We start from the raw sequence: 13445 nt of genomic DNA, 5'->3' as shown, positions 1-13445 counted from the left end.
CAGCAACCGTGCTCGAATCACAGGCAGAGGCTGGTCGGTGGGATCCCATTCCAGCCGAGGGCGACGTCTTCACGGAACCGGCAGCGGTTGCTGGTTGTATCTGATGGAATACGTTGCGCAAGGGCGTCGGCCGAAGCTGGTCTCTTGGGGGAAGGTGGCTGGGATGCTGGCGGAGGCAATGACTGCGTTGGCCGCGGCGGGCGGTACAGCGGTGGTGCAGGCTGCGGGCACGGACGCGTGGACGGGTTTCCGGCAGCAGGTGGCAAGCTGGTTCGGCCGAGGGAACGCGCAGCGTGAGAGCGCCGAGCTGGAACGCCTCGACCAGACCGCGGCCGCGCTGGAAGCCGCAGAGGCAGAGCAGACGGAGCGGGTACAGCTCCGCCAGGAAGCGTCCTGGGAAGCCTGGTTCATCGCGCTGCTGGAAAGCCTGAATGACGAGCAGCAGGAGCGGGCCGCCGCCGAGCTGCGCGCCTTGCTCGCGCAGCACGCCCCGCAGGGCGGCGTCTCTGCCGGGCAGGGCGGAATCGCCGCGGGCCGCGATGTGAACATCAAGGCAGAGCAAGGCTCGATCGCCACTGGGGTACTTAACGGGGACGCGAGCATCGGCACCCCTACCAAGCCGGATCCGTCCCAGGGCTGAACGGACCGGCTACCCCCAGCCCACTGGCCGCGGCGGCGCCCGCATCGGGCCGTGCCGAACCGGGTGGTGTGACCGCCCACGCCTCCCACGGCAGCATGGCCATCGGCAGGGTAGAGCCTGGTGCCCGGGTCTCCGCCTCCTTCCACGCCGCACCACGGCGCCCCGTGACCTGGCCACACCTAGTCGGCGTGCTGCCCCGGCAGGCCAACCATTTCCAAGATCGCGGTGCCGCAGCCCAGTTGGAGCAGGCGACGATCGAGGGGGGCACGGCGGTGCTGGGCCAGGTGCTGGCCGGCATGGGAGGAGTCGGCAAGACGCAGCTCGCCGCCCACCACGCACGCACCCTCTGGCAGGCCGGGCAGCTGGACCTGCTGATGTGGATCACCGCCTCCACCCGCCCCGCGGTCGTGTCCGGCTACGCCGAGGCCGCGGCAGCAATTCTCGACGCCGACCCCGCCGACCCCGACAGGGCCGCCCGGGCGTTCCTGGCCTGGCTGGAGCCTGGCCCCGCCACCGGGCTGCGGTGGATGGTGGTCCTGGACGACCTCGCCGACCCGGCCGACCTGCGCGGTCTGTGGCCCCCCACCAGCCCACACGGCCGCACCCTGATCACCACCCGCCGCCGCGACAGGATCCTCCAGGGCGACGGGCGCCGCCTGGTGCGGGTCGGCCTGTTCACCGAGCAGGAGGCTGCCGCCTACCTGACCGCCACACTCGCCGCCCACGACCGCCACGAACCCGCCGACCAGCTCACCGGCCTTGCCGCCGACCTTGGCCACTTGCCGCTCGCCCTCTCTCAGGCCGCGGCCTACCTCATCGACGTCGACCTGAACTGCGCCACCTACCGCCGGCTTCTCACCGACCGCGCCCGCACCCTCGCCGACGTACTGCCAGACGGTTCGGGGCTGCCCGACGACCAGGCCACCACCGCGGCCGCCGCCTGGTCCCTGTCCGTCGACCGGGCCGACCAACTGCCCCCGGTGGGCCTGGCCCGCCCCATGCTCCAGCTCACCTCGATACTCAACCCCAACGGCATCCCCGCCTCCGTACTCACAAGCGTCCCCACCCTCACATACCTCGCCGAGCGGGCCACCCGGCCGGCAAACCCGGCAGATGCCGGTCGCGCGGCCGTGGGCCCGGCGCCGCAGAGTGCAACGCCGACGGCCGAGGACGCGCTCGGAGCACTGCGGGCCCTGCGCCGTCTCAGCCTCATCGACCACACCCCCGCCACCGCACACCAAGCAGTCCGTATCCACCAGCTCATCCAGCGCACCACCTGCGACGCCCTCACCCCCGCCGAACTCGACCAGCTCGCCCGCACCGCTGCCGACGCCCTCGTCAGTGCCTGGCCCGAGGTCGAGCGCGACACCGCCCTCGCCCAGGCTCTGCGCGCCAACACCGACGCTCTGAGGGCTCACGTCGAAGACGCCCTGTACCGGCCGGATGTGCATGCGGTGCTGCAGCACGCCGGCAACAGCCTTGGCGACAGCGGCCAGGTCACCGCCGCCCTCAACTACTTCCAGCACCTCGCTACCAGCACCTGCCACCGACTCGGCCCTGACCACCCCAGCACCCTCACCACCCGGCACAATCTCGCTTTCTGGCGGGGGGAGGCGGGGGATGTGGCTGGTGCCGCGATCGCTTTCGCCGAGCTGTTGGACGACCGGGTGCGGGTGCTGGGCGAGGACCACCCCGACGCCCTTGCCACCCGGCACAGTCTCGCTTTCTGGCGGGGGCGGGCGGGGGATGTGGCTGGTGCCGCGGCCGCTCTGACCGAGCTGCTGGACGACCGGGTGCGGGTGCTGGGCGAGGACCACCCCGACACCCTCGCCACCCGGCACAGTCTCGCCTTCTGCCGGGGGGAGGCGGGGGATGTGGCCGGTGCCGCGGCCGCTCTGACCGAGCTGCTGGACGACCGGGTGCGGGTGCTGGGCGAGGACCACCCCGACACCCTCACCACCCGGCACGAGCTCGCTTTCTGGCGAGGGGAGGCGGGGGATGCGGTTGTTGATGAATCGAACGATTCCTGCAAAAGATCAGCAAGCTACGGTCTGCGCAGTGGTATCCCAGCCGCCAGGAACACCGGGTGATCTGGCGAGGCCCGTACATCAAAGGGCCCGCTGACGCACCGCTGATGACGGGTGAGAAGGCGTACCTCGTGGATTCGTAGCTGGGCACCCGCGCCGGCGGTCCGTCAGGAACTCCGCCGCCAGCTCGGTCGCCTCGGCGGTGCGTACCTCCCGCTCGGTGAGCATCGTGTGCCCGGCGGACTCCAGGGCGAGCGGGCCTCGGCGCCTCTCGCATTACGTGCCGGGACTCGTCGCGGTCGTCGCGCTGGAACCCGGCGTCGGGCAGGAGGACAAGCTGGCGGCCCGTCATCTCTATTCGGTCTCTGAAGTCGGCCGCCTTCTCGGCTAGTGGCTGTGCAGCCAGCTGCCGTAGGGCGCTGCGTGCACGAGGTGGTACAGGCCAAGTGCGGCAACTCCAAGAACGATCAGGAGCATCCCCAGACGTTTAGCGAGGGGGCCTACGACGGTCACCGCGGCGGTCTGTCCGTTGATGGTGCGCCAGTCCCGCCAGCGCCGAATGTCGCCCCCGCTGGCCCACCAGAATCGAGCACCGACCACGAACGAGCATGCGCCGAAGAGGCCGAGGCCGCTGACGATGCAGAGGAACTCTTGTCGGTTGTGGTGGTCGGCGATGCACAAGGCCGTCACCGCGAGCGGAACCGTGCCCAGCAGGCCGAAGAGAGCCCCTCGCCATACAACGCCGTTAAGTCGCAGCCGGGGAGTTATGACGCGGTCGTCGTCCACCCTCATGACGGCACCTTAAAACGGCGAGGTGATCTATCCGTACTTGCACGCTCGGGCCGCCGTGATCTGGCGGCCGACGGGGAGCCGCGGCACCGGGCTGGTCAACCAGGGCGGCGCGCCGCCTGTGGGTCGGATAGCGGCCTGCCACGCGAGCACCGTTCACTCATGGTCAAAAAAGATCAAATTAGGATGCTATGTATGCGCTTCCTGTGTTTGCATGAGGTCAACGCGGCGCGGATAAACGTGAGTTGAGCGTGCTACCCCTGCCGCTGACGACCAACACCGGGGGTACAACTTGAGATCGACCAGCAGCAAGCTGATCGCCACGGCAGCGACCCTGACCATCGCTGCCGCCGGCACCATCGCAGCTTCCGCTCCCTCGAGCGGGGCCAGCGGCAACGACGAGATCACCGTCACTGCGAGCCGGACGACGTCCGACTTCACGGCCAACAACTTCAAGGCCCAGGCGGTCACGCCGCGTGCAGGCGAGCCGGCCGGGTACTGCAAGCAGCCCAACCCCATGACCACTGCGGTCAACCGCACCATGGACTGCTACCACGCGCCCGTCCAGGTCGACGTGAAGAAGAACGGCCGCAAGGTCGGAACCGCCAAGTTCACTGTGTGGCACGAGATTCATCTGAACCTCAAGAAGGTCAAGTGGTCCGAGAAGATCACCGTCAGCAAGGCCACCATCACCGGGAACGCCAAGGGCATCATCGCCACCTTCCACCCGTCCTGCGGCTCCGGCTGCCAGGTCCGCGCCGGTGGCGGTCTGGCCTCTCCGTTCACTCTGAACGGCTCCGCCCACACCGGATCGGCCGACCACACCTTCACCGTCAGCAGGGGCCACCCACGTTCCAGCCACACCCGCTACGAGTTCGACTTCAAGAAGCCCGGCTACACCAGCGGTGAAGTCGCCTACCTCGGCTCCACCTACCGCTGCGACGACGAGGACCGCCAGTACGGCGCCGGCTGCGTCTACCCCACCCGCATCTCGGTGGAGAAGGACTGGACCAAGCTGTCCGACATGGCGAACATGCCTGGGATCGGTGACAACATCCGAAAGGTTCAGCGCGCCGGACTCCACATTGGTCGCCCCGGCTCCACCGTTCCGCTCACCCGGGCCACCAAGGCCAAAGCCGACGAGAACCGCAAGGAAGTCTGCGGTCCCAGCGTCAGGCCCAAGCCGGGCGACATCTGGTGGACCGTCGACCCCAACGACGACGGCACCAAGCCCTCCTGCGACGAGTACCCGTTTGCAGAGACCACGCAGGGCGGCAACACTTACAACCCGCCCAACCGATCCATCAAGTGGGTGCCGCTGAAGGAGAACCGTCAGCAGGGCGGCATACTGCGAACCTTCTTTGGCCGTTACCACCTCCTGCCCGGAGACAAGTTCTACGTGCAGGCCGGCCAATAGCACGGCACAACCCAGCACTGGCAGGCCCCTCACGCCCTGCGGCGCGAGGGGCCTGCCCCCCGTGACAGAGGAAAGCAACGCCGATGGCAGAGACCCGGCCGGTGCGCGAATACACCGGGATGGCCACACTGAGCCACGCCTTCTACGTCGTGGACATGGGAGAACCCGAGGGCATCGCACTGCCCTCCATGACTTCCGACATCCGCATCACCGCCACCGAAAGCAACAGCTGCCTCACGATCACCGCAGGATCAAGCGAGTGGGAGCCGGTCAAGATCAGCTTCCTTGTCTACGACCAGGAGCCCGAACCGCCGGCCGGCGAGTGGAGGCACACCGAAACTTTTACCTGCACCGGGACCGACACCCCGGCCAGTTTCACGACAGGAACAGACCCAGACGACATGTTCCAGGACCCACCGCCAGAGGGGCTGTTCCACAGGCCAGGCATCGAACCGCCCTACCACTGGACAGGACGCCTACTCATCGCAGCGCGCGCGACAGAGGAGCATGTCCTCCAGTTCTGGCCGGGTAATCTGTAGTGGCTTCGGCGCGCTCCGCCGTGCGCTCGAAGCAGGCCGGACGGCCCCGTGCCGTCCGGCCTCTGAATCGCAGAACGGCCCTCGCCGAAGTGGGGGCCGTCTCGGTCGGCATTCGATCCGCATTTCATCGGTGACCACTACCGTCGCCGGCTCATGGAGATCAGCCGCAAGCTCAAGATCCTCGCCTCCGGCACCGGCGCCGTGATCATCGCGCTGGGGGATGCCGCTGTGCGGCGCGATCATAGCTTGGCCGGGCCCCTTTTCTCCCGATCTAGCCGTGATCGCTGTACCGACGCCCACATAGCCGATCACGAACGACAGTGCTGGGCGTCCACTAGGAGCGGTCCGGGCCATCACGCGTCCCATTAGGACGACTCGGCGAAGGGACGGGATGAGTACTGTGGAAATGAGTCGCGCGGAAGCCATCGCGCTCGTGAAGTGGATCATGCAGGCGGACTACGGCTCGGACGACGAGCTGGACGGCTGGCTGGACAGGCTCGGCAGAGCCCTAGCATGCCCGGCCGGTCATGTGAGCGACTTGATCTTCTGGCCGCCGGCGCGGGAGCTTTCGGCTGATGAGGTAGTCGATCAGGCCCTGGCGTATCGGCCCATCGCTTTGTGAGGTCGGGGCTCAACTCAAAAGCCAGATGAGCAGAGCTGCGGTGGTTGCGGTGCCGAGGATGACGTAGCCGCGCTTGTCATTGCACGTGGCCACGAACCGGGACTGCTTGCAGAGGCGGTGCAATCGCCCTGGCAGGCGGCGCGGCGGCGCTTACCGCCGGCTGGATTCTCACCTGGCACCCGCTCACCTTGCTGGTCCCCGTCCCGAACTGCTCAACGGGATCAGAGAACGGCACCGAAAAGCATGCGTGTAGCTCTCCTGCGCAGTAACCGTCGCAGGTCGGGTCGGCCGCGAACCGTCACACACCCCACCCTCACGCCTCCCGTTCACCCAGTTCAAAGAGGCCACCGGGACCGGCCTGCAGTCCTCGGTTACACAGCTTCGGGTAACTTCCTTCCGAACGCCATGTACGGCCCGTACTTCGACACGGACGCGCAGAACCGCAACCAGAGCGCCCAGTCCTCCTGATCCACCGCCGCCCCGGGAGCCGGGTCTTCCACCATGCCGTGGTGGAGGACCCGGCTCCGGGGCGTTCCGGGACGGGCCGACCGGTCACTCGCCGCCGGGCCGGCGCCGAGCTGGTGTGACGCAGAGAGCACGGGCGATCGGAATCCCGCGGGGAGGGCTTGGGCATGCATCGATCGTTTGTCGCCGCCCCCACAAGGAGTGAAACCGGCCATGAGCGCTCCCGCGACGTCCCCCACCCCCACCGCCCCCGGAGGGCTCCCCCTGATCGGCCACGGTCTCCAACTCGCCCGCAACCCCCTGCCCTTCATCAGCTCCCTGCGCGGGCACGGCCCTGTCGTGCGCATACGCATCGGCCCCACGCCCGCCTACGTCGTCACCGACCCCGCCCTGACCCGCAAGGTCCTGGTGACCGACGCCGCGCACTACGCCAAGGGCGGCAAGATCATCGATGCCCTGCGCGTGTTCTTCGGCGACGGCCTCGCCACCATCGCGGACGGCGACGCCCACCTGCGCAACCGGCGGCTGATGCAGCCCATGTTCAACAAGGCGCACATCGCCGACCGCGGAGACGCCATGATCGAGCAGGTCACCGCGACGGTCAGCGCATGGCCCGAGGGGCAGCCGCGCGAGGTGTACGAGGACATGAACGAGGTCACGCTCGCGGCCTTCCTCGTCGCCCTGTTCGGAGCAGACCTGCCCGAGCACCTGGCGGGCGAGTTCACCACGCTGATGCCGGACATCATGAAAGGAACGATTCGGCAGACCATCCTCCCGCCCTGGGCGACCCGACTGCCGCTCCCCGCCAACCGGGCGCACGCGCAGCGCGTCGCCCGCCTGCGCTCCCTCATCGACCAGGCCATCGACCACCGAGCCGGCCGCGCAGACGACCCTTCCTCCCCCGCCGGGGCCACCGCCGCGTCCGACGCGGGATGCCCCCACGCGGCGGCCGCCCGGGAGCAGCGGACCGGCCTCTTCGACACCCTGCTGACCGCCGAGCACCCGCTGACCCGCCAGCAGCTCCAGGACGAGGCCATCACCCTGCTGACCGGAGCGATCGAAACCACCGGCACTACCCTGGCCTGGACCCTCTGCGAGATCACCCGTCACCCGCACGTCGAACAGCAGCTGCGCGAGGAACTCGCCACGGTGTGCGCGGACCATCCCCTGACCTACGGCGACCTCGAACATCTCCCGTACGCCCGCCGGGTGTTGCAGGAGGCAATCCGCAAGTACGGCCCCGCCTGGCTGGTGACCCGAACCGCCACCCGCGACCTCGACCTCGGCGGGCATCTCGTTCCCGAGGGCGCCGACGTGGTGTGGAGCCCCTATCTGCACCAGCACGACCCCGACGTGTTCAGCGACCCCGACGCCTTCGACCCGGACCGCTGGACAGCCGAGAACGCCGCGGCCACCCGCGGCTCGTTCCTCGCCTTCGGTGACGGCCGCCGCAAGTGCATCGGCGAGAACTTCGCCTGGGCCGAACTCCAGATCATTCTGGCGACCGTCCTGCGCACCTGGCCGTCCTTCCGGCTCACCTCCCCGGCGCCACGCCCACAGGCCGTGGTCACGGTCAAACCGGACCACATGACCATGGAATTCCACCGGGAACCGGCCGCGAACCGTGGACCGTCTGGCGGGAGGCCGGGGTGAACTGCAGCTGCCTCAGGATCGTCGCGAGCAGCAGCTCGCAAGCTGATCAGCGCCCTGGCCAGCGCGTGAGAAGCCCACCTGAGCGTGAACGCTGGCTCGATCTCCAAGCTCACACTCGGAGTTGGGGCGTTGGTAAGAACTGTGTCATGAGCCGCAAATGAGCGTCGGTTGCTCAGGACTTCCATCGCAGCCCTGTGCCTGTGGGGCGCGATGCTTTCCGTGTCCCCAGGTGGGGTTCCTGTCACTCATGCAGGTCGTATGCAAACAGTCCACGCGACCCGCCTGCAAACAGAGCGTGCCCGTCGGGAGTCCAAGCACAGGAGAACAGGTCGATCTCGACCCGCATCATGGTCAGCGACTCGCCGGTGGCGGTGTCCCAGATCCGCACCGTGCCGTCGTCGCCGACGGTGGCGAGGCGAGTGCCGTCCGGGCTGAACGCCACCACCCTCACCTCATCCCTGTAGCCGGGCAGGGTGTGCAGGGTGGCCCCGGTGGTGGGGTCCCAGAACCGCACCGTGCCGAGGATGTCAGCGGTGGCGAGGCGGGTGCCGTCCGGGCTGAACGCCACCGCGTACACCTCGCCCGTGTGGCCGGTCAGGGTGTGCAGGGTGACCCCGGTGGCGGGATCCCAGATCTGCACCGTGCCGCCGTCGCCGACGGTGGCCAGGCGGGTGCCGTCCGGGCTGAACGCCACCCTGTACACCTCGGTTATGTTGCCGGTCAGGGTGTGCAGGGTGGCCCCGGTGGCGGGATCCCAGATTTGCACCGTGCCGCCGTTGTCGGCGGTGGCCAGGCGGGTGCCGTCCGGGCTGAACGCCACCGCCCTCAACCGGCCGATGTTGATGGTCAGGGTGTGCAGGGTGGCCCCGGTGGTGGGATCCCAGAACCGCACCGTGCCGCCGTTGTCGGCGGTGGCCAGGCGGGTGCCGTCCGGGCTGAACGCCACCGCCATCACCCAGCGCATGTGGCCGGTCAGGGTGTGCAGGGTGGCCCCGGTGGCGGGATCCGAGAACCGAACCCTGGCGTTGGCGTCGCCGGTGGCCAGGCGGGTGCCGTCCGGGCTGAACGCCACCGCCCTCACCTCGCCCATGTGGCCGGTCAGGGTACGAGGATTTGCTGCGGTGGCGGTGTCCCAGATTCGCACCGTGCCGAGGATGTCAGCGGTGGCGAGGCGGGTGCCGTCCGCGTTGAATGCCACCACCCTCACCTCATCCCTGTAGCCGGGCAGGGTGTGCTGGGTGGCCCCGGTGGTGGGGTCCCAGATTCGCACCGTGCCGAGGATGTCAGCGGTGGTGAGGCGGGTGCCGTCCGGGCTGAACGCCACCGCGTGCACCGCGCCCACCGTGTCCGAGTGGCCGGGCAGGGTGTGCTGGGTGGCCCCGGTGGTGGGGTCCCAGATTCGCACCGTTCCGAGGATGTCAGCGGTGGCGAGGCGGGTGCCATCTGGGGAGAACGCCACCGCCCTCAACTGGCCGATGTGGCCGGGCAGGGTGTGCTGGGTGGCCCCGGTGGTGGGGTCCCAGATTCGCACCGTGCCGAGGATGTCAGCGGTGGCGAGGCGGGTGCCGTCCGGGCTGAACGCCAGCGCCATCACCCAGCGCATGTGGCCGGTCAGGGTGTGCAGGGTGGCCCCGGTGGCGGTGTCCCAGATCCGCACCGTGCCGTCGTCGCCGACGGTGGCGAGGCGGGTGCCGTCCGGGCTGAACGCCACCACCCTCACCCCGCCCGTGTGGCCGGTCAGGGTGTGCTGGGTGGCCCCGGTGGTGGGGTCCCAGATCTGCACCGTGCCGTTGTCGCCGACGGTGGCGAGGCGGGTGCCGTCCGGGCTGAACGCCACCACCCTCACCCCGCCCGTGTGGCCGGTCAGGGTGCGCTGGGTGGCCCCGGTGGCGGTGTCCCAGATCTGCACCGTGCCGTTGTCGCCGACGGTGGCGAGGCGGGTGCCGTCCGGGCTGAACGCCACCGCGTACACCCCGCCGATGTGGCCGGTCAGGGTGCGCAGCAGTGCGGGGTCGGGGAGGTCGGGTGGCGGCCAGCGGTTGATGAGGCGGGGCGTGCTCGACGGGTGGCCGTGTGCGGGCCAGTGGGGTGCGTTGGTGATGCGGCTGCGCAGGATGGTGTCGAGGGCGTGGGCGGGGGTGGTGGGGGTCAGCAAATGCGCGGCCTGGGCTAGTTGCCGGGCGAGGGTGTGGGCAGGGGGGCCGATGCGGTCGAGGTCTCGCCAGGCAGCTGTGGGGCCCCGCTGGTGCAGCCGGGTTCGCACCCAGAAGAAGTCCTGCGCCACCATGCTGGCTTGGGCATCGCGACCGGCGTGTAGGAGGTGCTCGATGAGGTGGTCCAGCAAGTAGCCGTACGGGGTGTGCCACCAGGCGGTGGCTTCGGTTTCGGTGCGGGGCAGGGTGGCGGCGACGGCATCGAGCAGGGCGGCGTTCGCGGCCCGTAGCCCGGTTTCGCCAAGTTCGGCGCGCAGGTAGTCGCGGACCACGTCATGCAGGGTGACCGTCCCGCCGGGAACGGTGCGGTCGAGGCCGAGGAGGGAGAGGTCGGCCATTTGTTTGCACAGCGAGCGGGTGGCCGTCCCGTCGAGGCCGCCGGTGGCCTGCCACAGGGCCGCGACCAGGGCGATGGGCACGGCCTCGTCCTCGGCGAAGATGCCGAGCTCGGCGAACCGCTGCTCGGCGTGCGCGGGCTGCAGCAGGGTGACGGCGGCCCGGACGCTGGCGCGTACCGCGGTGTTGCGGCGCTCCTGCTGGTCCAAGTCCAGAGTGTCGTGCGGGTCCTGGGCGATGCCGTGCGGGTCCTGGGCGGTGGGTCCGTGCTCGCGCAGCCGTCGCAGCAGAGCGAGTGCCGCGGCTGTGGGGTCGGCGCCGGTGGCCGCCTGCTCGGCGATGAACCGGTTCGCGAGGCCCAGCAGCAGCGCCCACCGGCCCGTCGCCTTCACCAGCGACTCCACCACCTGCGGCTGCGGCACGGCAGGCAGCCGGTGGGTGAGAAGCAGCCGGGCCTGCTGCTCGGTCATCCGGTCGACCTCGATGCGGGTGGCCGCGGACGGCAGCACGTCCCGGTTGCGGGTGGTGAACAGCCGAACGCAGGTGCGCTCGGCGCCACGCAGGAACGGGTCGAGCTGCTCCTTCTCCCACACATCGTCGATGACCAGAAGGGTGCGCGGCCGTGCGGCGAGGAGGCTACCGAGGTGCGCTCCGGCGTGCTCGGGATCGGAACCGGTCTCGGTGGTGTCGCCGGTGATCCGACGCGTCTCCTCGGTGACCTTGGCCGCGATGGCGGCCCGGCCGCGGACATCCCGCCCGATGGTGATCAGGTGAACGCCGCCGGGGAAACGCCGCTGCACCGAGCGCTGCGCGGCGACGTATCTTGCCAGTGTGGTCTTGCCGAAGCCCCCGGCCCCGTGCAGCCCCGCCGTGATCGCGACCGGACCCCCGGCCCGCCACCGACGGGTATCACGCAGCACGGCCGCGACCACGGCGCCAGCCTCGTCCCGGTCCACCCACCACTCCGGCACGGGAGGCGGAGGCGGCCGGCGGACAGCCCCCGCAGGGGCAGCGGGCAGCGCCCGCAACGTGACAGCCAGAGCAGTCAGCCCGGCCAACCCTCCCAGGACACTCGCCACCGGGTCAGCGCTGCCCCAACCGTCCCGCACCGCCGTAACCACCAGCCAGACCCCGGCCGCCACACACAGCGCAATCCCGGCCCCGGCCCCCCAACGCCCCCGCATCTGCATGAATGCGCATCATTCCCCCAACGCCCCTTGCTCGGCCACCACTTCAACCGAACCAGCGCCTGATCGTGCGCTGCACCGCGAACTCGCTTCCGCTCCGAGTACGGCACGGCAAACCGTCTCCCACCCGGAACGGTGCTCGTGTGCGGCTCATGACACGGTTCCTTCCGTCACCCCGAGTTGGCGGAGGTTTCAAGTCCCAGAGCAGGATGAGGACGGCTAGGCTCCCGCCATGATCGTCATATCTGCCGCCGAGCGACTCGCCGGGAGCCTCAAGCGAGCGATGGTGGACCACGAGACCACGACGTCGAACGGCCGCGTGGTGCTCTCGCTCTCCCCTGCATCGCGGAGAGCTGTGGAGTACCTGTGCACAGCAGAGCCGTTCGAGCCTCTCCTGCAGGAGGAGCGCGGGGGGACCGTCCAACTCAAGCTGACGCCTGAGGACGCATCCGACTTGGCGGATCGCGTGGATAGGGGTCACGCCGCGAGCCTCCAGGCGTGGGGCATCAAGCCCCGCTAGGTGCGGTCTATCAGGAGGTTGGTGCCGCGCGGGCGGGCGTCGCTTGCCCCGAAGCGGATCGGCGTGTCAGCGGAGACGCGAACCTGGTCTGCTGCGATGGTGGTGGTGCAGGCGTTCGCCTTCGACGTCGGGGAGCAGTGATGGTGGATCTCGGGTTTGTCGGTCCCAGCCGTCCGGCACAGGACTACCGCTTTCTCGGCGTGACCGACGGTGACACCCCGAAGATCGAGATGTCCGTTCGGATGGTGTCCATCGATACCCCGGAAAGCAAGTACGGGGGCAGCGCGACCACCGCGCAAGCCACGCTCGAGCGGACCAAAGCCCGCCTGCTGGACGGCACCTACGACGCGCTGCCGGACGATCTGCGCGGCTACCTCATCGAGCGCCTTACGCCGGATGCCGCTGAGCGGCACCTGGAGGCCGGCAAGCGCGCCGCCGAAGAGCACAGCGCCATGGTGACAAAGCGGCTGATGCGGCCGAACGGCTCGCAGCGCAAGATGGCCGCGATCGCCACTGGCGAGCTGGTGGAGAAAAACGGCCGGCTGCTGGCCTACACCGCCCCGTGGTTCGCCGGTACGCCGTCCGACCCGCTGCCGCCGCGCGACGATCCCGACCGGCGCACCTTCAACGTCGACATGGTGGCCCAGGGCTGGGCAGCCACATTCGTCATCTACCCGTCCATTCCGGGCCGCGACGATCTGAACCTGCTGGTGACCGAGGCCGAGGATGCCTGGCAGGAACAGCGTGGCGCCTGGAGGGAGTTCGGCCGCGATTTGCTGCTCGGCTATGAGTACCGGGCCTGCATCAAACTCGGCACTCTTGACCTGCAGGATCCCGCCAAGGCGATCGAGGACGCCTACCAGCGTGTGTGCGTGGATCTGCGCACGCCGACGCCGACCGTGGTGGGCCTGTACGGCTACCACGACGTGCCGCCCGCCCAACGACTGTGGATCTGGGAAAGTGACCTGGAACAGGCCCGCGAGGACCTGCATCTCCCCTGAGCCGAGATTGCCGGAAACGCATCTTCCCTGTTGCAC

The 13445-nt window shown here is 69.4% G+C and carries 10 protein-coding genes; 8 read left to right on the top strand and 2 right to left on the bottom strand.

Annotated features, from left to right (window positions below; translation table 11 throughout):
• Positions 1-163: 163 nt before the first annotated feature.
• Positions 164-640, top strand: a complete 477-nt coding sequence (locus tag HNR57_RS34220) for a hypothetical protein (protein WP_184566402.1) — start codon at positions 164-166, stop codon at positions 638-640.
• A gap of 164 nt (positions 641-804) precedes the next feature.
• Positions 805-2730 carry a tetratricopeptide repeat protein gene (locus tag HNR57_RS40695; protein WP_313675554.1) on the top strand — a complete coding sequence of 642 codons (1926 nt, stop codon included), beginning with the start codon at positions 805-807 and terminating at the stop codon, positions 2728-2730.
• A gap of 324 nt (positions 2731-3054) precedes the next feature.
• Here HNR57_RS40695 and HNR57_RS34210 read toward each other — a convergent pair whose 3' ends face one another.
• Entirely contained in the window at positions 3055-3453 is a 399-nt protein-coding gene (locus tag HNR57_RS34210; protein ID WP_184566400.1) for a DUF6336 family protein, read from the bottom strand.
• Positions 3454-3748: 295 nt separating this feature from the next.
• Here HNR57_RS34210 and HNR57_RS34205 point away from each other — a divergent pair, with 295 nt between their 5' ends.
• The 4 genes from HNR57_RS34205 to HNR57_RS34190 all read left to right on the top strand — a co-directional run bounded on the left by HNR57_RS34205 (position 3749) and on the right by HNR57_RS34190 (position 8152).
• On the top strand, positions 3749-4873 hold the full coding sequence (locus tag HNR57_RS34205) for a NucA/NucB deoxyribonuclease domain-containing protein (protein WP_184566398.1): 1125 nt from the start codon (positions 3749-3751) through the stop codon (positions 4871-4873).
• Between the two features lie 83 nt (positions 4874-4956).
• Positions 4957-5412: a hypothetical protein gene (locus tag HNR57_RS34200; RefSeq protein WP_184566396.1), complete on the top strand. Its 456-nt coding sequence runs from the start codon at positions 4957-4959 to the stop codon at positions 5410-5412.
• A 391-nt stretch (positions 5413-5803) separates the two neighbouring features.
• The gene (locus tag HNR57_RS34195; RefSeq protein ID WP_184566394.1) at positions 5804-6034 is read left to right on the top strand and encodes a bacteriocin immunity protein; all 231 of its coding nucleotides are present in this window, start codon (positions 5804-5806) and stop codon (positions 6032-6034) included.
• A 678-nt stretch (positions 6035-6712) separates the two neighbouring features.
• Positions 6713-8152 (top strand): cytochrome P450, encoded by a 1440-nt coding sequence (locus HNR57_RS34190; protein WP_184566392.1) that lies wholly within the window; start codon positions 6713-6715, stop codon positions 8150-8152.
• Positions 8153-8393: 241 nt separating this feature from the next.
• Here HNR57_RS34190 and HNR57_RS34185 read toward each other — a convergent pair whose 3' ends face one another.
• Positions 8394-11657 carry an NB-ARC domain-containing protein gene (locus HNR57_RS34185; protein WP_184566384.1) on the bottom strand — a complete coding sequence of 1088 codons (3264 nt, stop codon included), beginning with the start codon at positions 11655-11657 and terminating at the stop codon, positions 8394-8396.
• 463 nt (positions 11658-12120) lie between these two features.
• Between HNR57_RS34185 and HNR57_RS34180 the strand changes: the two genes are divergently transcribed.
• The gene (locus tag HNR57_RS34180; RefSeq protein ID WP_184566382.1) at positions 12121-12408 is read left to right on the top strand and encodes a hypothetical protein; all 288 of its coding nucleotides are present in this window, start codon (positions 12121-12123) and stop codon (positions 12406-12408) included.
• Positions 12409-12548: 140 nt separating this feature from the next.
• Positions 12549-13409 carry a thermonuclease family protein gene (locus HNR57_RS34175; protein WP_184566380.1) on the top strand — a complete coding sequence of 287 codons (861 nt, stop codon included), beginning with the start codon at positions 12549-12551 and terminating at the stop codon, positions 13407-13409.
• Positions 13410-13445: the final 36 nt, after the last annotated feature.

The sequence above is a fragment of the Streptomyces paradoxus genome, from assembly GCF_014202475.1.
GTDB classification, from domain to species: domain Bacteria; phylum Actinomycetota; class Actinomycetes; order Streptomycetales; family Streptomycetaceae; genus Streptomyces; species Streptomyces paradoxus.
This window is presented reverse-complemented; position numbering and strand designations above follow the sequence as displayed.